A 21,650-nucleotide genomic window follows, 5' to 3' on the forward strand; every position below is an offset into this window, starting at 1 on the left:
TGCGACGATGGAGACACGCGTCCTCACGCGTCGGCCCTCGACGAGGGAAGGCCTATGCACGACACACGAACCCGCGAAACGTGGAATGCGCGCCTCACGAGGCTGTTGGCACCCACCCTGCTCGCAGTCACGTCGGTGGCGCTCGTGTCCGGCGTGGTGGCCACTTCGCTCGGTCGGCCGGGCGTCGCGGACGCGTGTTGGGCGATCGGCACGGTGGTGTCCCTGGTGCCCGCTGTGGGCTGGGTCGTCGTGTCGCTCCTTCAGCGCACAGCTGGTGTCGACCTCATCGCCGTGCTCGCCCTCGCGGGCACACTCGCGGTCGGCGAGTATCTGGCAGGTGCCCTCATCGGGTTCATGCTCGCGACGGGGCGCACGCTCGAATCCGCGGCGGAGCGGCGCGCGTCACGCGATCTGCGCGCCCTCCTCGAACACGCACCACGACGAGCACACAAACGGATCGGCCAAGACGTCGTCCTCGTCCCCTTGGACGAGGTCGAGCCCACCGATCTGCTGGTCGTCGCCTCCGGAGAGGTTGTCCCCGTCGACGGCGTCGTCGTCGCCGACCGATCGGCCGTCCTCGACGAGTCCGCGCTCACCGGGGAGTCGCTCCACGTCGAACGACAGGTCGGGGAGTCGGTGCGCAGTGGGGTGGTGAACGTCGGATCGACGATCGAGCTGCGCGCCACCGCGAGCGCCGCGGACAGCACCTATTCGGGCATCGTCCGGCTGGCGCAGGAGGCCGCTGCCGACAAGGCACCGATCGTACGGATCGCGGACCGCTTCGCCGTCTGGTTCCTTCCCCTGACCCTCCTGGTGTCGTCCGTCGCATGGTGGCTGAGCGGTTCAGCCGTGCGCGCGGTCGCAGTTCTCGTGGTCGCGACCCCGTGTCCGTTGCTGCTCGCCGCCCCTGTCGCCATCGTGTCGGGGTTGTCCCGCGCCTCACGGATCGGTGTCGTCATCCGCGGTGGTGGAGCACTGGAAACACTCGGGCGAGCTCGGACCCTGGTGATGGACAAGACGGGAACCCTGACGACCGGCAGGCCATCCGGACTCGACGTCGCAACCGCTCCCGGCCACAATCCCGACGAGGTACTCCAACTCGCCGCAGCCGTCGACCAGCTGTCACCCCATGTTCTCGCCGAGTCGATCGTCCGCTTCGCGAGGGCTCGGGGCTGTCCGCTTCCCCTGCCCACCGATGTCAGCGAGCAGGCGGGAACCGGGGTCACCGGCATCGTGAACGGTCGTGCGGTGAAGGTCGGTTCGGATCACGGCGTGTTGCCGGACTGGGCGGAGGCCGTATCGACGCGATCGGCGCTGGACGGCGCGGCGGTGGCCTGGGTACAGGTCGACGACGCACTGGTAGGGGCGATCCTGCTGCGGGATCCGCTTCGTCGAGACGCACCTCGCACATTGCGGCGATTGCGGGCAGCCGGACTGGACCGACTGATCATGCTGACCGGAGACCGCCGGGCGCCCGCCCTCGAAATCGGATCCATCGTCGGACTCGACGCCGTGCTCGCGGAGCACACTCCCGTGGACAAGGTGGCGGCAGTGCAGGCCGAGAAGCTCAAAGCTGTCACGATCATGGTGGGCGACGGGATCAACGACGCCCCCGCCTTGGCGGCGGCGTCGGTCGGAGTGGCGATGGGGGCGCGGGGAGCCACGGCCAGTTCGGAGGCTGCCGATATCGTGCTGACGACCGATCACCTCGCCCGGTTGGCGGACGCGATGGAGATCGCACGACGGTCGAGGCGGATCGCGATCCAGAGTGCCGGCATCGGCATGACGCTGTCGCTGTTGGCGATGATCGGCGCGGCGTTCGGCTGGATCGCTCCCGCGGCCGGCGCCCTGCTGCAGGAAGGAATCGATGTGGCGGTCATCCTCAACGCCCTGCGCGCCCTTCGAGGCGGCCGCTCCTCCGAACTGACGGTGACGCGAGAAACCGGCCTGCTGTTGCAGCGTTTCGATCGTGAGCACGACGATCTGCGGGGAGCGCTGGCTCTGATACGTGACGCTGCAGAGCGGGTGACCGCCGAACCCGGAACCGAGACACTGGCGGCGGTGCGTAGAGCACACACCGTCCTGGTGGAGCAGGTCCTGCCCCATGAACGTGCCGAGGAGACCCAACTGTATCCCGCGCTGGCGGACGCCTTCGGAACGGCGGAAGCCACCGCCCCGATGAGTAGGGCTCATGCGGAGATCGATCGACTCAGCCGGCGCCTGGGAACTCACCTCGGCGCGGTCGAGGCACACGGCGAAGTCCGCCCGGATCAGCGTGACGACCTTCTCGCCTGCCTGTACGGGCTGTACGCGGTGCTGCGTTTGCATTTCGCCCAGGAGGAAGAGGACTACTTCGCCCTCGCCCCGAGAGTCGACGACGAGCACTGACAGCCGTCGGCACTACCGGACGACGAGGATCGGGCAGCGGACGGAGTGCATCAAGGCCCTGCTCGTGGATCCCAACAACATACTGGTGAAGCCGCCGCGTCCGCGGCTACCCACGACGAGAAGTCGCGCGTTGTCGGCTTGTTCGCGCAGGTTGCGCACCGGTCGGTCCATCACGACCATCGTCCGAACCTTGACGTCCGGGAAATCCTCGGCCCGGCCGGCGAGACTCTCCGACAGGAGGGCCGTTTCCTGGGTGACGACCTGCTTCCACCCGGAGACGCTGCCGCCCTCGTGGTGCACGGGGAGGTCGACGTCGGACCAGGCGTGAACGGCCACCAGTTCGCACTGCCGCAGGGCGGCCTCCTCGAACGCCAGCGAAATGGCGGGCTCGCTGTGTGCCGACCCGTCCACGCCCACGACGACGGGCCCCTCGAGTCGGGTGACCTCGGTATCGGGAAGCCCGCGGATGACCGCCACCGGGCACGGTGCGTGGGTGGCGACCGCGGCGCTGACCGATCCCAGGAAGCCGCGCTCGATGATTCCCTGGCGGTTCGAGCCGACGACGACCATCGCGGCGGATTTCGATCTTTCGAGGAGTTCACCGGCCGGCGTTCCGGTGCAGAGGGTGGTGTGAATGTCGAGGGAATGTCCCGGTACCGCTCGGGCGGCGATCTCCGCGGCGGCGGCCAGCCGGTTCTTCCCGTTGCGTTCCTCGTCGTCGAAGAAACTCTCCGGCATGCCGATCGGGACACCGTAGGCGCCGGGCACGAACGTGGTCGAGACCACCGACAGTGGGGCATTACGCAACGCCGCCTCCTGCGCGGCCCACGCGACGGCCTGGAGGGACGACGGTGAACCGTCTGTTCCGACAACGATCGGGCGGCGGGCGGTCATGGTGTTCTCCTCCAGGAAGCGCGCGGCAGAAAATGCCGCTACCTCTCATCGTTACGGTGCGTCCGTCACCGGCGTAGGGGAGAAGGTCCCCACCTTCTGTGAGCGGGGGGAGCCGATCCCGGTTCAGGGCAGCGGCGCCGACCACCGGAGCGTGGTTCCGCCACCGGGGGTGGTGTCGATGGTGAAGTGCCCGTTGACTTCCCGAGCCCGGACAGCCAGATTGTCCAATCCACTGCGGGAGACGTTCTTCGGAATACCGGTGCCGTTGTCCGCGACCTCGATGGTGAGATCGTCGTAGACGGAGATGCTGACCGTGACCGTGTCGGCTCGCGCGTGTCGGACGGCGTTGCTCAGCGCCTCACGCAGGACTGCCTCGGCGTGTTCTGCGAGCGCGGCGTCGATGACGGACAGTGGGCCAGACATGTGCACCGTCGTGCGTAACCCGGAATCCGCGGTGGTCTCGGCGACGATTTCGTGCAGTCGCCGTCGGAACTGGGTCATACCACCCGAACCGCCGTGAAGGTCGAAAATGGCGGTACGGATATCACGCACGATGTCGTGAAGGTCGTCGATCGATTGTTCGAGTCGCTCCTTGACGATCGGAGCCTTCGCCCTCTGCAAGGTGCTCTGCATTGACAGGCCGACCGCGAAGAGTCGCTGGATGACGTGGTCGTGGAGGTCCCGCGCGATCCGATCGCGATCGGACAGGACATCGAGCTCACGCATTCGGCGTTGACTGTTGGCGAGCTGCAGAGCGACCGCCGCCTGATCTGCGAACCCCGACATCAACGCCAATTGGTCGTCCGTGAACGGCGACGCGTCGACGCGACGGAGCGTCACCAGAACCCCTGCCACCGATTGCGCGGCACGCAGGGGCAGCGCCAGCGCCGGGCCGAACCGGGTTCCGGTCTCGAACCCGGGATCGAAGGCCAGCGCGGTGACCCGAAGCGGTGTCCGCTCGCGGAATGCCTCACCGGAAGTGGATTTCTCGATCGGGATCGTCCGGCCGATGATGCGATCCGACACCGTTCCGGCCGACGCCGTGACCACGAGTTCGGTGACCTCGTCCGACGGGATGTCGGGATCGTCCGGCACAGCAAGGAAAGCACTGTCGGCGCCGGTGAGGGCAAGCGCGTCGTCGGCGATCACTTGCAGCACCTCTGCCGTCTCGCTGCCCGCGAGTAGTTCGGTCGCTATCTCACGTGTCGCCTCGAGCCAGGCTTGCCTCGCCCGGGACTCCTCGTACAGGCGGGCGTTCTCGATGGCGATCCCGGCGGCGGCCGCGAGTGCGCGGAGAAGGACCTCGTCGTCCTCGGTGAAGTGTGCACCGTTCGCCTTCTCGGTGAGATACAGATTCCCGAACACCTCGTCTCGGATCTGAATGGGCACTCCCAGAAAGGTTTTCATCGGCGGATGGTGGTCGGGGAATCCTACCGAGGCAGAGTGATGTGACAGGTCCTCCAACCGGACCGGCTTCGGATTGGTGATGAGGAACCCGAGGACTCCGTGACCCCGGGGCAGGTCGCCGATACGTTCGCGTGTCTCCTCGTCGATGCCCTCGAAGACGAACTCGCTCAAGCCCTCACCCGGGGCGAGCACCCCCAGCGCGCCGTACCGGGCATCCACGAGATTGATCGCGGCATGGACGATGGTGCGAAGCGTGTCGTCGAGGTCGAGTCCTGACGTGACCGCGAGCATCGCCTCGAGCAGCCCGTCGACGTGATCTCGGGCATCGACGATCTGCGCGATGCGTTCCTGCACCTCGGTCAGGAGCTCACGGAGCCGCAGCTCGGACAGGCTACCGAGTAACGGACCCCGGTCGCGCTCATCCGGTTGACGGGTCACGAGACGCATTCTCCCACGTAGTGGCGTCGCCGTATGACGGAACCGCTACTGGACTGAGGGCTTCGCCCGTCAGGTGCCGGCCGGTCTCGACGGCATCTTCGTGGCGAGTACCGCTGCCTGGGTCCTGCGCTCCACCCCCAGTTTGGTCAGCAGCCTGGACACGTAATTCTTGACGGTTTTCTCGGCAAGGAACATCCGCGCAGCGATCTGACGGTTCGTCAACCCTTCACCGAGCAGGGCGAGGAGCGTCCGTTCCTGATTGGTCAGGTGCCCGAAGATTCCGTCCTTCTCACTGGCGTCCGCGCGGATCTTCACCATCAGGGCGGCGGCGGCGCGACTGTCGAGGAGCGACTTTCCTGCCCCGACGTCGTGGACGGCCTGGGTCAGTTCCATGCCCCGGATGTCCTTCACGACGTATCCGCTGGCCCCGGCGAGAATCGCGTCGAGCATCGCCTGGTCGTCCGTGAACGAGGTCAGGATGAGGCAATGCAACTCCGGCATCAGCGAGTGCAGTTCGCGGCACAGTTCGATGCCGTTGCCGTCGGGGAGACGTACGTCGAGGACCGCGACGTCGGGTTTCAGGGCCGGCACTCGTGCCATCGCCTGCGAGTAGGACGCGGCTTCACCGACGACCGTCAGATCAGGGTCGGCGGTGAGGAGATCCGCGATTCCGCGCCGGACGACCTCGTGATCGTCCACGAGAAAGACGTTGATCATGCCGCAACCTCCAGTCTTACTGTGTGATCGCTCCGGAAGATCAGACTACGCCGGGAGCAGCAGGCATCAGAAGCGTCGCCCGAGGAGCCCCGGTGCTCATCGAGCAGCTGGACGGACCGGGCGCGCCCCGTGCCGGCGTGGTCGGTGGGGCATCAACATCGCCACGGCCAGGCCGACGGTGGCGACGAGTGTCGCGGCAGCGCCGACTCCGACCAGCGGGGTTGCAAGCCAGGCGCCGAGCAGGACGACGAGGCCTGCGGTCACTGCTCCCGACAACAACGCCAGCACCAGCCCGATCGGGTGGAGGTACAGGAACTCGCCGGGTTCGTTGTCGCGCGGCCGCGACGCGGTGGAGTGGCGTTCGAACATGAGGTCCTCGTTCCTTTGCCGACGGGTGGTTCCGATGTTGTGCGTCGGCCTCTCCCACAACGGTGCGATAACGGCGCGCGCGATTCCAGGGCCGAAAGTCACTCTTGCCGGGTCTTCCCGGGAGGACGCGAAGCATGTGCGACGTCCGGCGTGCAGCGATGCCGCGGCTCGATTCCGGCGGAGCGCGGAATGATACTGCAGGACAGGGTAACCCGGCCTCCGATGCAAGCGGGCAGACGCTCCGTGAGCCGCAGCTCCTCCCGGCGACGACCACATCCCGCACCGGTCACCCCTGCCAATGACCTTGTGCCCTAGGCCGCCCACCTCGTGCGCGGAAGACTCGGAAACAGGAGGACGGTCCGAGGAGGCTGTGATGACCACTGATCAGACACTGCGCTGGTGGCGTCTGGCGCCCTGGAGCCGAAATCCTCTCATGCGGTCCACGGACCGTTGCGACTCCGTCGTCGCGGCCGTCCTGATCACATTCATCCTGATCGTGGTCCCGTTCGCAGCGGCGTTCGGAACCGTGACGTACACCGGCCTGAACGAACGGTCGCACGCCGAACTCCAGACCAGGCATGCACAGTCTGCCGTTCTCATCGATGATCCGCGACAAGTGGTGGTCGCGGACGCACACAGCCGCTCCCCGGAATCGCAGGACCGTGCGACAGCTCAGTGGACTGCACCGGACGGCACCCTGCGCTCGACCGCCGTGGAAACCGCACCAGGCACGCACAGGGGCGACACCGTCACTGTGTGGGTGGACACGAACGGCACCGTGGTCGCCGAGCCCCGTTCTGGAGTGCAGAACGCGATGATCGCCGTGAGTGCGGCACTATCGGTCTGGGCGGGCGCGGCGGTCTGCTCCCTCCTGCTGTATGTGGGGGTGCGGTGGATGAACGGACGGAGCCGGATGCGCCAGTGGGACAAAGAATGGAACGACCTCGGCCGCACACCGGGATGGCCGGTCGGCTGACAGCACTGATGCGCTGGTCGTGGACGGCGTCACCGACGGTATCCAGCCCAGACTGACATCTAGCCCAGACTGACCGTGCATCCCGGCTCCAGTCGGACTACCTCGTCACGACACGAGATCTCGATCGCGCGTTGATTTCCGGCGCCCGCGCTGACCTGAACACGTCGACCACTGATCGTCAGCCACAACTGGTGGCCGCGATAGACGATCGGAAATTCGAGCGCACCGAGCGTTTCCGGCCATTCCGGGCCGAAAACGAGGCGATCACCGCGAGTTTCGAGTCCCGTGAAACAGCGCTGAAGCAAGTCGATACTTCCCGCCATGGCTGCCAAGTGGATCCCCTCGGAGGTCGTGCCCCCCTGGATGTCCGTGATGTCGGACGCAAGCACCTTTTCGAAGAATTCCATGGCTTTGTCACGATTGGCGCGGGCCAGCACCCAGGAATGCACCACCGCGCTGAGCGTCGAACCGTGCGAGGTCCGGGCGATGTAGTAGTCGATGGTGCGCGGTATCGCTTCCGGTTCGAGCTGATATCCGAGTCGCGCGAACAGATCTCGCAGTTCGTCGGCGGACAGCAGATAGAACAGCATCAGCACGTCGGCCTGCTTCGAGGCGCGGTACCGGTTGACGTCGTCCCCCTCCGCCTCGAGGATGCGGTCGAGCCGTTGAATGTCGACGTACCGCTCCCGGTAGCCGGCCCAGTCGAGTTCCGCCAACGCTTCGTACCCCTCGAACTGACTGATGACCCGATCGTGGAAGGGCACGAACATACGGCGGCTCACGTCCGCCCACCGGGCCATTTCGTGGGCATCCAAGCTCAGGGAGTCGACGAGATCGGACCGGTCGGGGACCGGTATTGCATCGAGCGCCTCTATCGCCCGGAGGATCACCCACACGGCCATGACGTTGGTATACGCGTTGTTGTCGACTCCCTCGTTTGGAGCCTCGGGGTAGCCGGAATGAAACTCGTCCGGTCCCATGACGCCGCGGATCGTGTAGCGACGCCGGGGCCCTTCGTAGGAGGCAAGGCCGGCGAAGAAGCGGGCTATCTCCACCAGCATCTCGGCGCCGAAATCACTGAGAAACTCCAAGTCCCCGGTGACCTGGTAGTAGTGCCACACGTTGTAAGCGATCGCGATGCCGATGTGGTGCTGGCGCCAACTCGGGTCCGGGAGCCAGCGACCGGACCGCGGGTTGAGGTGCACTTGCTGGCTTTCCTCCCGGCCGTCGCTGCCCGACTGCCACGGGAACATCGCGCCGCGATGACCGGCCGCTCGCGCGGCCCGGCGGGCCTCCGGCAGACGACGGTACCGGTAGCGCAGCAACGACCGGGTCAAGGTCGGCACCCGCAGGTTCAGGACCGGGAAGACGAACAACTCGTCCCAGAAGACGTGGCCCCGGTACGCCTCGCCGTGCAGTCCCCGGGCCGGCACACCGACGTCGAGGTCGGCAGTGTTCGGTGACACCGTCTGCAGGAGTTGCATCTGATGAAGCCGGGCGATGCGCAGGGCGTCCTGGTAATCGCCGAGGGTGATGCCGATACGGTCCCAGAGGTGCTCCCATGCCAGCACGTGACCGTCCAGCACTTCCTCGAACCCGCCGATCGACGGCACCCAGCGTGCCGCTTCCGCGGCCGGCTCGGACAGCGCGTGATCGCGCCCCGTGAATACTGTCACCATCTTCTCGAACGTCACGGACTCACCCGCGGTGAGGTCGACCGTGATGTCGTGGCCGATGCGGCCGTCGCGGTCGAGCAGACGGTAGTTGGACGCGCGGTGTCGGTCGCGGGGCGACAGCGTGGTTCGTGCCGCCATGGCCACTGGTATGCGCGATTGAGTGGTCTGCATCGCCAGCAGGACGGAGTCTGCCGACAGCGCGCCTGAATGGAGTAGCGCGAGATGATCGTCGGCGAGATCACGGTATCGATCGACGAGGGTGTTGCGGACCGAACCATCCAGGGCCGAACGCAATTCGAACGATCCGGACCAGTTCTCCGCGATGATCGTCGTCTGCAGCGCGCAGACGTGGGGTAGGTGCATGGCGACGAATCTTCGCTGGATGACCGACGTCGCTCGCCCGGCGTCGTCGCGGTACCGAAACCGGCGGGTGAGCACGGCGCGACGCAGATTGAGGTACTGGCGGTACTCGAGGAGGTCGACGGCATCGACGTCGAACCACGGCCCGCCCTCGATACGAAAGGTCGTCGTCAGCCAATTCGGTGCATTCACCATGCTTTCGTTCACGATCGCCATCCCGGCACGCTCGTCGCCCAAGCGGTTGTACACACCCGCGAGATACGTGCCCGGGTAGTGGACGGTGCCGGCGGTTGCTTCGGGGGCGCACCCGCGAGTGGCGAAGTAGCCGTTCCCCAGAGTGCAGATGGCCTCCCGCAACTTCTCGGTCGCGGGTTCGTAGCCGTCGAAGAACAGCATCCATGCATCGGCCGCGGACGCGGTCTCGGGGTCGCGGCCGAGAAGATCCCCCAGCCGCTGCAACAGTTCGCGGACCTGAGCCGGATCGTTCACGGCGAATCGTGCCGCCGACCGGCGATCCCCGATCTCACTGCTGCGGACGACGATCCCCACTCCAGTCGCCGACACGGCGTCGAATGCGTCCTCGTCGGTGAGATCGTCGCCGACGTAGATCGGAAGCAGGGATCTCGCGTCGTGGATGTGCTCGAGGACCCAGTTCAGTGCGCGTCCCTTGTCCCAATCGACGTCGGGACGGAGTTCGACTACTTTGCGCCCACCGGTGACTCTGAGCCGGACCTCCCCGGACGCGGCGACGTCACGGACCGTGGCGACGACCTCGTCTATCCGGTCGGCGGCAACATTGCGATAGTGCACGGCGACGGTGTACTTCTTGGGTTCGATCAACACGCCCGGCACGTCGCGGAGGCGGTCGGTGAGCGCGCGGGTGGCGTGATGCAGTACTGGTACCGCGGCGAGAGCGTCAGGGTTCTCGTAGTACTGCCCCTGCGGTCCCGCCAACTCGAAGCCGTGGCTGCCCGCATACCAGATCTCCGCCATACCGACCCGGGCCTGCACGTCCGCGAGGTCGCGTCCGCTGATCACGGCCACCGGGCATTCGCGTGTCAACCTGGCCAACTCGGTGGCCACACCGTCGACAAGAACGGCCGCCGACGGGTCGGACACGATATCCGAGAGGGTGCCGTCGAAGTCGAGAAACACAGCGGGCCGCCGTACCCGGAGGAGGGCGGTGAGTTCGTGCCGAGACGTCAGCGCGTCAGGAATCTCCGACAGTCGGAGATCGCCCGCACGGACCTGAATTTCGGAGGGGTCGGCGACGACGATGTCTGCTCCGCATCGTCTCAGTTCGTCGGCGCGGCGGTCGCGACCGACCCCGATGACGAGAGCGAAGCCGCCCCGCCTGGCCGCCGCTGCCGCTTCTCCCGAGGCCGTGACGACCACCGCACCGCCCGGACGCGCCCCCAGCCGATCGGCGGCGGTGACCGGCGACGCGCCGTCGACCCGAACGGGAAACACGTCGGCGATCCCTGCGGCGTCGAGCACCGGTTGAACGTTCCGATCAGTCGAGAAGATCGCTGTCGTCACCCCGAGACTCTGCAATTGACGGACGAGTGCCATCGTGGTGTCGGTCCGCGCGGACCCGGTCATCACAACGTCGAGGTCGAAGATCACCGCATCGTGCCGACGCAGATCGATCGCAGATTGTGACATGGGCTCATCTCCCGGGTGGCGAACGCGGTCGCAGTCACGAGCCGATAACGAGCCCGGGCGACGCGGGATGTGTTACGCGCGACTGGAAGTGACCTGCTGGGCGAGTGTCCGACCCCACTGCTCGGCGCGTGTCTCCTCGCCTTCCTCGAGCCGCGATTCCTTGTCGACGAGGAAACTCTCGGACTCGGCGACGAGGTCGAACCCGTGCAGGCGCAGCTTTCGGCAGATACCTTTCGATGCTCGGCCGGTCAGGAGGGCTGGGCCGTCGGCGCGAGTGTCGAACGCCACGGCCTTCCCGTGGGTCGGCGGGAGCCCGTCGAGCCACTCACGGAGGCCTTCGCTTTCCGCGTCAGGTTCCAGTGCCACCGTGCTGTCCGGTTTGCGGGCTGTCACCGCTGCCCCGTGACGGGTCGACTCGCGGCTCATCCCGTGGACGTGCGTCGGACCGCCGACCATCACGAGATCGTAGCCGGACAAGTCTTCGTCACCGGCTTTGCCGACCGGGATCGCTGTGACGGTTCCCGCGGACTCGAGGCCTCGGGCGATCGCCTCTGCCACGTGCCGGGTATTTCCGAACATCGATTCGTAGACCACAAGTGTGCGCATGTCGACTCCTTCTATGGTTGGTGGGTCCTTCTATGGTTGGTGGGCTCGGTCGCAGCGCTCTGTGCACGGCATGTTGCGGCCGGCGGTGTCACGCGTCGAAGGGTGTGCACCGAACATCACGCGCGCCCACCAGTCGGCCAGCGGGCTCGGGTCGGGCCAGTCGATGCGGTCGTCGTCCGTGCTCGGCGCCGGAGACTGCGTCTGCCTCGGTGTCGACTGTTCTTCCTGTCGACGATGGTGGTGTGGATGATTCATGGCGAACTCCGGGGTGTCGTGTCACTTCGGATTCAACCAACGATGTCGTCCACCGAGTAGGGTCGACCGTCACTTTCCGGAGCTGCCGCGTTGCAGCCAGATGACCTATGCCTCTACCGGCGCCGTTGCCGCGTCTGCGACTGTGACGGTGACCGGAGGAGTTGAAAATGAGCGTTCTGGCGCAACGAAAGTCCATCGTCGTCGGTGTCGACGGTTCGGAAAGAGCGATGAGAGCCGCTGTGTGGGCGGCAGCGGTCGCTCAGCGGAAGTCTGTGCCACTGCGACTGGCTCACGTCCTGCCGAGTCCGGGATACCACTACAGCGAAGCCGCACTTCTCTTCCAGAACGAGTTCGCCCAGGAAGTCGAAAAGTCTGCCCACGAGATCCTGGATCGGGCCGAACGGCGCGTGAAGAGCGCGTTCCCCGACATCACCGTGTCGTGCAGCACCCATCCCGGCCCTGCGGGACCGGCACTCGCAGGATTGAGCGCGCACGCAGAGATGGTGGTGGTGGGATCCACCGGTGCGGGAGCGCTGGAAACGCTCGTCACCGGCTCCACGGTCATGCAGGTGGTCAACCGTGCACACTGTCCGGTCACCGTCTTCCGATCGGAGGCGCCGTCCCCGGTGCCCGATCACCGTTCTGTCGTCGTCGGAGTCGACGGAAGTGAACTGAGCTCACTCGCCATCACCACGGCTGTCGAGTTCGCCACGTTCTTCGACGTACCGCTCCTCGCGGTGCACGGCTGGGGCGCCGGCGACATCTCGGAGCGCCCTGCTGCCCTGACGATGGTGAACTGGGCCGTCGTCGAAGAAGAGCAATCCGTCCTGATGGCGGAAAATCTCGCCGGCTGGCGCGAGAAGTGCCCAGATCTGCAACTGACCACCGTCATCGAGCAGGCCAACCCGGCCGAGCTGATCCTCGAATACGCCCGCGACGCGCAACTCGTCGTCGTCGGCAGCCACGGCCACAACCGCCTGGCCGGAGCGTTTCTGGGATCGACCAGTCAGAATCTCCTCCATCACGTCGCCTGCCCGATCACGATCTGCCGCCGGGCGAGCTAGACCCACGGCTGCGGCACCACGCTCACAGTCGCCGAGCGATCGATTCCGCCTGCGCGCCCAGTTTTGCGAGCCGCAGGTCGGCGAGCGGGGTCAGTGCACCGCCCATCCTGTTCGTCACGAACGCCACCGACAGCCCCGTCTCCGGGTCCGCGAACGCACCGGAACCACCGAGTCCGTAGTGGCCGAATGCGTGTGGATACTGGTTGCGGCTGGCGACGAACGCGGCGTGATACCCCAGGCGCCAGTTCATCCGGATTCCGAGCACGTAGTCGCGTGCCGTCGTCTGCACCTCACCGATCTGCGCGAGAGTTTCCTCGGTCAGGAACCTGCTGCCGCCCACCATGCCCTTGTTCGCGATCGCCGCATACATGCGGGCGAGGGCGCGGGCGCTGAAGACGCCGTTCCAGCCGGGCATCACGTAGTCGTGAATGGCGGGGTTGCGGACCAGTTCGTCGAACCCCTCCGGCATGCCTGCGTGTGCGATGTTCCGCAGCACCGGCAGGCACGACAGGGCAAAGGACGCGGTCTCCCAGGGCACCCCGAATGGAGTGATGCGAGGGAAGGACTTCGCGATGCGGTGACGTTCCTCCGCGGGAACCTGGAACCAGAACTCCCGGATTCCGAGGGGTTCGGCGATCTCGGTGCGGACGAGGTCGGTGAAGGACGAGCCGGTCGCCCGAGTGGTGAGTTCCGCGACCAGTGATCCGAACGTGACTGCGTGATAGCCCGGCATGACGGCTCGGCGACGATCCGGCGCCGCGGATGCGAGTGCGCCGACGACGCTGTCGTGATCGAACAGCGCCGAGGGCCCCGGTACCAGTCCGCGCACACGGTGCAGACCGGCCCGGTGCGTCAACAGCTCCCGCACCGTCACCAACTCCTTGCCGGCCATAGCGAACTCGGGCCAATATGTGGCAACGGGTGCGTCGTAGTCGATCAGTCCGCGGTCCACCAGCCGGTGGAGCACCGTGCTCGCAACTCCCTTGCCCGTGGAGAAGGACACCGACACGGTGTCGGATTGCCAGCGGGTGTCGCGCGCGGCCCATCCCGACCAGATGTCGACCACGGGCTCACCGTGCAGGTACAGCGCGAGGGCGCCGCCCCCGTCGCTCGGCTGCCCGAACAGCCGGAAGAACTGACCGGCCAGCGCACCGAAACGAGGATCGACGAGCATCATGTGGGGCGCGGACAGGTTCGGACGCGCCACCGTACGCTTGCGGGCCGGCGGTTTTTCTGCGGCGAGTTCGCGAGGGTTCGTCATGGGTGCACGTCTTCTATCCTTCGGCGGTCGCCCGATGCCACCACCATCGCTTGTATACAACGCCGGATACGGCACGCTGATTCCGCCGGGGCGAAACCACCGGAAACGGCCGAAAGACCCTGTGAACCACCCCTCGCACGGTTGGACACTGGTAGTACGGCGGACCGACCTGGACACACACCGCCGAACAGACCGTAGGAGGCCGCCCCGTGATGTACGACGACGATTTCGGCGGTTGGGGGTATGCACTGATGTTCACCGGGATGGCGCTGTTCTGGGGCCTGCTGATCGTGGGGATCATCCTGCTGATCCGTTATGTGAGTCACCCGTTCCCGGCACCGCCCGGTGGGTCGCCGCCGCTTCGCAGTGCCGAGGCGGTCCTTGCCGAGCGGTTCGCACGCGGCGAGATCGACGAGCAGGAATACCGGAGTCGCCTATCCATTCTGCGCGCCGGAACGACACCCTGACACGAGCGCACGGCGAAGGAGGTGACCGTGATGGATGCGATGCAGATGTTCCACATGTTCATGATGTGGCTGCACAGCATGGGTGTTCTGCCACCCATGCCCATGATGCCGATGTGACCGGCGGCCGCCGGGAGCCCCCGGGACCGGGCCCCGGCGGCCACACCGAAGACCACCGACAGCAGACCGACCGCAGACCCAATCGACGAGCGAGTTGACCGACGTGAGCACGACGAATCAGCGCTACATGACCCAGACGGACTTCATGTCGTGGCGGATGGAGGAGGACCCGATCCTCCGGTCGACCATCGTGGCGGTCGCGCTGCTCGACCGCAGTCCGGATCAGAGCCGATTCGTCGACATGATGCGCAGGGCGGTCGACCTGGTTCCACTCTTCCGGCGGACGGCGATCGAGGCTCCGATGGGCTTTGCTCCGCCGAGGTGGGCGGACGATCACGATTTCGATCTCAGCTGGCACCTGCGCCGTTACACCCTCCCCGAACCACGAACATGGGACGGGGTTCTCGACTTCGCCCGGACCGCCGAGATGACCGCCTTCGACAAGCGCCGTCCGCTCTGGGAGTTCACCGTTCTCGACGGACTCCACGACGGCAGGTCCGCCCTCGTGATGAAGGTGCATCACTCTCTCACCGACGGTGTCAGTGGAATGCAGATTGCCCGGGAGATCGTGGATTTCACCCGCGATGGCGGGCCACGGCCGGACCGGGCCGACCATCGGACGGCCACGTCGAACGGTGAATCGCCCACTCCGCCGGGCCGCCTCTCCTGGTACCGGAACACGGCCACCGACGTGGCCCGCCGGGCATCGAACATGCTGGGCCGCAACAGTGTTCGACTGGTCCGGACTCCGAGGGCCACCTGGCGCGACGCAGCCGCACTAGCCGGCTCCACACTGCGCCTCACGCGTCCCGTGGTCTCCACACTGTCCCCGGTGATGACGAAACGCAGCACGCGGCGTCACTGCGCGGTGCTCGACGTGCCGGTGGAGGCGCTCGCTCAGGCGGCCGCGGCGGGTGCCGGTTCCATCAACGACGCGTTTCTCGCTGCTGTCCTGCTGGGAATGGCGAAGTACCACCGACTGCACGGCGCCGAGATCAGCGAACTGCGGATGACGCTGCCGATCAGCCTGCGTGCCGAGACGGACCCGGTGGGAGGCAACCGCATCACCCTGGCACGTTTTGCACTACCCACCGACATCGACGACCCCGCCGAGTTGATGCGCCGGGTGCACGCCACGGTGGATGCCTGGCGCCACGAGCCCGCGATTCCGCTGTCACCGACGATCGCCGGCGCCTTGAACCTGCTTCCGGCCTCGACACTCGGAAACATGCTCAAACACGTCGACTTCGTCGCCTCGAACGTCGTCGGATCTCCGGTACCACTGTTCATCGCCGGGTCGGAGATTCTGCACTACTACGCGTTCAGCCCCACACTCGGATCGGCGTTCAACGTCACCTTGATGTCCTACACCACGCGCTGCTGTGTCGGGATCAACGCCGACACGGACGCAATCCCGGACCTCGCAACCCTGACGGATTCGATAGCGGACGGGTTTCGCGCCGTCCTCGGGCTCTGCACGAAGACAACCGATACGAGGGTGGTCGTGGCCTCGTGATCGCGGCACACGCACGTACCCGACAACCACACCGAGGACGCGACACCGTGTCCACACCGAACGGAGGCCGATGGATATGAACGAGAAGAAATGGTCAGTGGAGATCGTCATCGACGAACACGACGCCGACGAGGGTGGATCCAGGACCCGGGCACAGGCCCGGCTCCGAACCCGCGACACCCACACCCTCGTCGGGGTCGGGCTCGCCCGCCGGAATCCCGCGGACACCGAGATCCCCGAGATCGGGGACGAACTGGCCACGGCACGTGCGTTGGCCGACCTGGCCCACCAATTGATCGAGCTGACCGCCGCCGATGTCGAAGCGGCCACGCACAGCCGCGTTCACCTCACCGAATGATCGTTCCTGCCGGGGTGGGCTTCGACGCGAACCAAGGAAAGGCCCAACGGCCCTGGTCCCGGGGTGATGCGCCTGGCTCAATGGACGAAGGGCCCACACCCGCCGGGTCGGCAAAGGAGTGAGCGCATGGATGGGCAACCGACCGTGCACACCGATGCGAGTGTTCTGGATCGCCGCGGCCTCGACCAACTGATCGAGGCCCTCCGCGCCCGCGGCTATTGCGTTGTCGGTCCCACCGTCGAGGACTCGGCCATCGTTCTCGCCGAACTCGAATCCGGCGCGCAGCTACCGTCCGGCTGGGGTGTGACAACCGGACCCGGGACGTATCGGCTGCGTCGGCGGGACGACGCCGCGGTCTTCGGCCACTCGGCCGGCCCGCAGTCGTGGAAACGCTTCCTCCATCCGCCACGGCAGCAGCAGTGGTCCGTCGACCGGGACGGTGCCTTCATCGCACCGGCACCCGACGAGCGGCCCTACGCATTCGTGGGGGTTCGAGGCTGTGATCTCGCGGCGATCGCGGTCCTGCGCCGGGTGCTGTGCCCAGACCCCGATTCCGACAGCACCACCGCCCGCAGGTTCCGGCAGCTGTTCATCGTGGCCGCCCACTGCACCGAACCCGGAGGTGTGTGTTTCTGCGCCTCGATGGGGACCGGACCGGCGGCCGGCCCAGGATACGACCTGGCACTGACCGAGCGCATCGACGACAACGGTCACCGCTTCGTCGTCGAGGCCGGCACCGAATCCGGTGCCGCCGTCCTCGCCGAGGTCGCCCACCGCACCGCTGCGACCGCTGAGGTCGACGAGGCCCGGTTCGCCGTGAGCACCGCAGCCGGCCGGATGGGACGGGCAATGCCCGAGGTGGATCTTCGTGCCCTGCTCCGCGACGCGCGCGGAGCCGACGTCTGGGAGGACGTCGCCAGCCGGTGCCTCACCTGCGGAAACTGCACCATGGTGTGCCCTACTTGTTTCTGCACCACCAGTGAGGACGTCACCGATCTGACCGGGGAGCACGCCGAGCGCTGGCAGCACTGGTCGTCGTGTTTCGAACCCGATTTCAGCCACGTGCACGGCGGGAACGTCCGGACGTCGGGGGAGAGCCGGTACCGGCAGTGGATGTCCCACAAACTCGGAACGTGGTTCGACCAGTTCGGCAGCTCCGGGTGCGTGGGATGCGGACGGTGCATCGACTGGTGCCCAGTCGGTATCGATATCACCGAAGAGGCCGCGCGGCTGGTCCAGGTCATGCCGGCGTACCGGCCGGAGGACGACCGGGAGCAACGGTGAACGCCGACGAAGCGACGCTGCCCCCCGCCCTCGGCCACCTCGACCACCGGCACCGGCTCCGGCTCGCAGAACTCAGCACCCCGGTTCGATTCGCCGCGGGGGAATTCGTCTTCCACGAGAACGAACCGGCGACCCGGTGCTGGCTGCTCGGTACCGGAAGTGTCGTCCTGACCACGCTGGTACCCGGCCGCGGCACCGTCGCACTCGAAACCCTGCACGGCGGTGACGTTCTCGGCTGGTCCTGGCTCGGTGCCCGGCAGCTGTGGCAGTTCGATGCACAGGCCACGACGACCACCGACGCCGCGGAAGTGGACGTCGCCGCGCTCGAGCAGATGGCGCTCTCCCAACCCGACTTCGGATACGCCGTCACCCGCGCGTTGTCCGGGGTGCTGATCGCCCGACTGCAGTCCACCCGCGCCCGCCTGCTCGATCTCTACGCGAACCGAGGGGAACGGTGACTGTCGTGCCGGCCGACCGCATGCTGCCGACCGGATACCGGGTCGTGTCCCGTTCGGTGGAGACACGCGACTCGGTCACCATGACCCTCGTCCCGGCCGCCCCACCTCCGATGCCGCTCCCGCGGTTCACCCCCGGCCAGTTCATGATGCTGTACGCCCACGGGGTCGGCGAGGTTGCCATCTCGGTATCCGGAGACCCCTCCCGAACCGATGGAACCCTCGTCCACACGATCCGCAACGTCGGGGCCGTGAGCCGGGCACTCCACGACGCCCCGCTCGGCACGATCATCGGCGTGCGGGGCCCCTTCGGGCAGGGCTGGAACCTGCCGGCCGGCTCGGACCGCGACCTCGTGATCGTCGCCGGGGGAGTGGGGTTGGCGCCGCTGCGCCCCGTGGTCCTCGCCGCACTGGCCGCGCGGGAGAAGTTCCGCCGACTGACTCTCGTCGTCGGCGCGCGGAGCCCCGCCGACATCCTCTACCGCACCGAACTCGCGGCATGGCAGGCCCGCACAGACCTCACCGTGGAGTTGACGATCGACCAGCCGATCGCGGGATGGACGGGAGGCGTCGGATTCGTCACCGAATCCCTGCACCGGGTGGACGTCGACCCCGAACACACCACAGCACTGTTGTGCGGGCCGGAGCCGATGATGCGGTTCTGCGCCCGGGCGTTGACGGACCACCGGGTGAGTCCGCGCGACATTCAAGTGTCCGTGGAACGGAACATGCAATGCGGCGTCGGGGCCTGCGGACACTGCCAGCTCGGCGAACTGCTGCTGTGCCGGGACGGTCCCGTCGTCGACTACGCCACCGCCGAACCACTCCTGCGGGTACCGGAGCTGTGATGAGCGCACCACCGACCACCAAACCGAAACTCGCCGTGTGGAAGTTCGCCTCCTGCGACGGCTGTCAACTGACGTTGCTCGACTGCGAAGACGAGTTGCTCGCGCTGTCCGAGGCCGTGGAGATCTCCCACTTCCTGGAGTTGTCGAACACGATCACCGCGGGCCCGTACGATCTGTCGCTGGTTGAGGGGTCGATCACCACGGCCGCCGACCGGGACCGCATCCGCGCAGTGCGGGCGCAGTCCCGGTTTCTCGTCACGATCGGGGCCTGCGCGACGGCCGGCGGCATCCAAGCGTTACGCAACTTCGCCGACATCGACGACTTCCTGTCGGTGGTCTACGCGAGGCCTGAGTACATCGACACCCTCGCCACCTCGACCGCGATCTCGGCGCACGTCCCCGTCGACTTCGAGCTACGCGGGTGCCCGATCGACCGGCGGCAGCTCCTCGAGGTCATCACCGCGTACCTGGCGGGCCGGCGACCGAACATCCCCGACACCAGCGTGTGCACCGAGTGCAAGCGGCGCGGACTGACGTGTGTGATGGTCGCCGACGGAACACCGTGCCTCGGTCCGGTGACCCACTCCGGGTGCGGCGCGCTGTGTCCGTCGGTCTCCCGCGGGTGCTACGGCTGCTTCGGTCCCACCACCGACCCGAATCTCGCCGCGATGAGCGGTTGGCTGCGCACGTGCGGAATGAACGAGGACGCCATCGGCCGCATCTTCGCCACGTTCAACGTGGCGGCCTACGGATCGGAAGGGCACGACCGTGACGCCCCGGAATAGGGAACTGACCGTGCGCGCACTCGCCAGGGTCGAGGGTGAGGGCCGAGTCGACGTAACCGTGCGCGAGGGGAGAGCCGAACGCGTCGAACTCAACATCTACGAGCCGCCCCGCTTCTTCGAATCCTTCCTCCGCGGCCGCCACTTTCTCGAACCCCCGGATATCACCTCGCGTATCTGCGGTATCTGCCCGGTCGCCTACCAGGTGAGCGCGTGCAATGCCATCGAGCAAGCATGCGAACTCGAACTCGACGACGCGGTGAGGGATCTGCGGCGACTTCTGTACTGCGGCGAGTGGATTGCCAGTCACGTGCTGCACATCTACTTCCTGCACGCACCCGACTTTCTGGGGCTCCCGGATTCGATTGCCCTCGCCCGGCGCGATCGGGAGGCCGTCGAGCGGGGCCTGTCGTTGAAGAAGGCCGGAAACGCGATCCTCGATGTGATCGGTGGCAGGCCGATTCACCCGGTCAACGTCCGAGTCGGCGGGTTCCACCGGATGCCGACCACAGCCGATCTGATTCCCCTGTCCGACCAACTGCGCACGGCACTCGATCACGCCGTGGCAACCGTCCGATGGGTGTCGTCCTTCGACTTCCCCGACGTCGAACTCGACCACGACCTCCTCGCACTTCACGACGACTCCCGCTACGCAATCGAGGACGGCGAGATCTGGTCGTCGACCGGATTACGTTGCACCGCTGACGAATTCCCGAAGCACGTGGTCGAGCGTCAGGTGCCGCACTCGACCGCGCTCCACGCCGAACTCGACGGCCACCGGTACCTCACCGGGCCACTGGCTCGATACTCACTCAACTCGTCGCAGCTTGCCGGAGTGTCGGCGCAGACCGCCGCCGACGCCGGGCTGGGCGCGCAGTGCCGGAACCCGTACCGCAGCATCGTCGTCCGCGCCGTCGAGGTCGTCTACGCCGTCGAGGAAGCGTTGCGGATCATCGACCGCTACGAGCGGCCTGCGGAGCCGTTTACCGCCGGACCACCGATACGCACGGTCGGGCACGGGGTCAGCGAGGCACCCCGTGGACTGCTGTATCACCGATACGAGTTCGATCCCGCCGGATTGATCCGCGCCGCCATCATCATTCCTCCGACCTCGCAGAATCAGGCTGCCATCGAACACGATCTACGGCGCGCGGTGGACGGAAATCTCATGCTGGCCGATGACGACCTGACAACGCTGTGCGAACGAACCATCCGCAACTACGATCCGTGCATCTCCTGCGCCACCCACTTTCTGACCCTCACGGTCGACCGCCGATGACCGTCGTGGTGATCGGGCTGGGAAACGATCTCCGCCGCGACGACGGGATCGGCCCGGCAGTTGCGCGGCAGGTCGCGGACCACGTCGCCCCGGACGTGTGCGTGTCGGTATCCGATGGGGACCCGGCCACTCTGCTCGAAGCGTGGACCGGTGCGCAGCTGGCCGTCATCGTGGACGCCGTCGTATGCGACCCGCCGCGACCCGGCACCGTCTATCGGCTCACTCCGGACGAACTCGGCGACGTTCGGGCGGGGACGTTCAGCACGCACGGAATCGCGCTCGACCACACCATTCGCCTCGGCGCCGTACTCGATCGGCTGCCCCACAGAATGATCGTCCTGGCTGTGGAGGTCGCTGATCTGGGCGATGGCCGCGGGCTTTCACCCGCGGTGGACCGAGCTGTCGACACGGCGGTGTCGGCGGTGCTGTCGGTGATCGGTGAGCACTCCGACCGAATGGCCTGACCGT

Annotated in this window: 19 protein-coding genes; 12 read left to right on the forward strand and 7 right to left on the reverse strand. The window is 66.7% G+C overall.

The window, feature by feature from the left end; translation table 11 throughout:
- The first annotated feature begins 54 nt into the window (after positions 1–54).
- On the forward strand, positions 55–2,388 hold the full coding sequence (locus CJ177_RS45830; protein ID WP_061699388.1) for a heavy metal translocating P-type ATPase: 2,334 nt from the start codon (positions 55–57) through the stop codon (positions 2,386–2,388).
- A 12-nt stretch (positions 2,389–2,400) separates the two neighbouring features.
- Here CJ177_RS45830 and CJ177_RS45835 read toward each other — a convergent pair whose 3' ends face one another.
- From CJ177_RS45835 to CJ177_RS45850, 4 genes are all read right to left on the reverse strand, one after another.
- The gene (locus tag CJ177_RS45835) at positions 2,401–3,282 is read right to left on the reverse strand and encodes a universal stress protein (RefSeq protein ID WP_061699389.1); all 882 of its coding nucleotides are present in this window, start codon (positions 3,280–3,282) and stop codon (positions 2,401–2,403) included.
- A 123-nt stretch (positions 3,283–3,405) separates the two neighbouring features.
- The gene (locus CJ177_RS45840) at positions 3,406–5,136 is read right to left on the reverse strand and encodes a GAF domain-containing sensor histidine kinase (protein WP_095871030.1); all 1,731 of its coding nucleotides are present in this window, start codon (positions 5,134–5,136) and stop codon (positions 3,406–3,408) included.
- Between the two features lie 60 nt (positions 5,137–5,196).
- Positions 5,197–5,844: a response regulator transcription factor gene (locus CJ177_RS45845; RefSeq protein ID WP_061697520.1), complete on the reverse strand. Its 648-nt coding sequence runs from the start codon at positions 5,842–5,844 to the stop codon at positions 5,197–5,199.
- Positions 5,845–5,940: 96 nt separating this feature from the next.
- Positions 5,941–6,213, reverse strand: a complete 273-nt coding sequence (locus CJ177_RS45850; RefSeq protein ID WP_061697521.1) for a hypothetical protein — start codon at positions 6,211–6,213, stop codon at positions 5,941–5,943.
- A gap of 373 nt (positions 6,214–6,586) precedes the next feature.
- On the opposite strand from CJ177_RS45850, the gene CJ177_RS45855 reads away from it, so the two are divergent.
- Complete coding sequence (locus tag CJ177_RS45855) at positions 6,587–7,189, forward strand: hypothetical protein (protein ID WP_061697522.1); 603 nt, start codon at positions 6,587–6,589, stop codon at positions 7,187–7,189.
- 59 nt (positions 7,190–7,248) lie between these two features.
- Here CJ177_RS45855 and otsB read toward each other — a convergent pair whose 3' ends face one another.
- Positions 7,249–10,890 carry a trehalose-phosphatase gene (gene otsB / locus CJ177_RS45860; protein ID WP_061697523.1) on the reverse strand — a complete coding sequence of 1,214 codons (3,642 nt, stop codon included), beginning with the start codon at positions 10,888–10,890 and terminating at the stop codon, positions 7,249–7,251.
- Between the two features lie 72 nt (positions 10,891–10,962).
- The gene (locus CJ177_RS45865; protein ID WP_061697524.1) at positions 10,963–11,496 is read right to left on the reverse strand and encodes a flavodoxin domain-containing protein; all 534 of its coding nucleotides are present in this window, start codon (positions 11,494–11,496) and stop codon (positions 10,963–10,965) included.
- 422 nt (positions 11,497–11,918) lie between these two features.
- On the opposite strand from CJ177_RS45865, the gene CJ177_RS45870 reads away from it, so the two are divergent.
- Entirely contained in the window at positions 11,919–12,815 is an 897-nt protein-coding gene (locus tag CJ177_RS45870) for a universal stress protein (RefSeq protein WP_061697525.1), read from the forward strand.
- Positions 12,816–12,837: 22 nt separating this feature from the next.
- Here CJ177_RS45870 and CJ177_RS45875 read toward each other — a convergent pair whose 3' ends face one another.
- The gene (locus tag CJ177_RS45875) at positions 12,838–14,076 is read right to left on the reverse strand and encodes a serine hydrolase domain-containing protein (RefSeq protein ID WP_061697526.1); all 1,239 of its coding nucleotides are present in this window, start codon (positions 14,074–14,076) and stop codon (positions 12,838–12,840) included.
- Between the two features lie 212 nt (positions 14,077–14,288).
- Between CJ177_RS45875 and CJ177_RS45880 the strand changes: the two genes are divergently transcribed.
- The 9 genes from CJ177_RS45880 to CJ177_RS45920 all read left to right on the forward strand — a co-directional run bounded on the left by CJ177_RS45880 (position 14,289) and on the right by CJ177_RS45920 (position 21,646).
- Positions 14,289–14,543, forward strand: a complete 255-nt coding sequence (locus CJ177_RS45880; RefSeq protein ID WP_061697527.1) for an SHOCT domain-containing protein — start codon at positions 14,289–14,291, stop codon at positions 14,541–14,543.
- 211 nt (positions 14,544–14,754) lie between these two features.
- Positions 14,755–16,176, forward strand: coding sequence for a wax ester/triacylglycerol synthase domain-containing protein (locus CJ177_RS45885; RefSeq protein ID WP_061697528.1), 1,422 nt, complete (start codon positions 14,755–14,757; stop codon positions 16,174–16,176).
- 70 nt (positions 16,177–16,246) lie between these two features.
- On the forward strand, positions 16,247–16,534 hold the full coding sequence (locus CJ177_RS45890) for a DUF1876 domain-containing protein (protein ID WP_061697529.1): 288 nt from the start codon (positions 16,247–16,249) through the stop codon (positions 16,532–16,534).
- A gap of 126 nt (positions 16,535–16,660) precedes the next feature.
- Entirely contained in the window at positions 16,661–17,818 is a 1,158-nt protein-coding gene (locus CJ177_RS45895; protein WP_061697530.1) for a 4Fe-4S dicluster domain-containing protein, read from the forward strand.
- Positions 17,815–18,276, forward strand: coding sequence for a cyclic nucleotide-binding domain-containing protein (locus tag CJ177_RS45900; protein ID WP_061697531.1), 462 nt, complete (start codon positions 17,815–17,817; stop codon positions 18,274–18,276). The genes CJ177_RS45895 and CJ177_RS45900 overlap by 4 nt, the downstream gene beginning before the upstream one ends.
- Positions 18,273–19,121 (forward strand): FAD/NAD(P)-binding protein, encoded by an 849-nt coding sequence (locus CJ177_RS45905; RefSeq protein ID WP_061697532.1) that lies wholly within the window; start codon positions 18,273–18,275, stop codon positions 19,119–19,121. Before CJ177_RS45900 ends, CJ177_RS45905 begins: the two co-directional genes overlap by 4 nt.
- Positions 19,121–19,906: an oxidoreductase gene (locus tag CJ177_RS45910; RefSeq protein WP_061697533.1), complete on the forward strand. Its 786-nt coding sequence runs from the start codon at positions 19,121–19,123 to the stop codon at positions 19,904–19,906. Before CJ177_RS45905 ends, CJ177_RS45910 begins: the two co-directional genes overlap by 1 nt.
- Positions 19,890–21,182 (forward strand): Ni/Fe hydrogenase subunit alpha, encoded by a 1,293-nt coding sequence (locus CJ177_RS45915; protein WP_061697534.1) that lies wholly within the window; start codon positions 19,890–19,892, stop codon positions 21,180–21,182. The genes CJ177_RS45910 and CJ177_RS45915 overlap by 17 nt, the downstream gene beginning before the upstream one ends.
- Entirely contained in the window at positions 21,179–21,646 is a 468-nt protein-coding gene (locus CJ177_RS45920; protein ID WP_061697535.1) for a hydrogenase maturation protease, read from the forward strand. Before CJ177_RS45915 ends, CJ177_RS45920 begins: the two co-directional genes overlap by 4 nt.
- The last annotated feature ends 4 nt before the right edge of the window (positions 21,647–21,650 follow it).

Origin of the sequence: Rhodococcus sp. ACPA1, assembly GCF_002300195.1 — a bacterium.
Taxonomy (GTDB): domain Bacteria; phylum Actinomycetota; class Actinomycetes; order Mycobacteriales; family Mycobacteriaceae; genus Rhodococcus_F; species Rhodococcus_F opacus.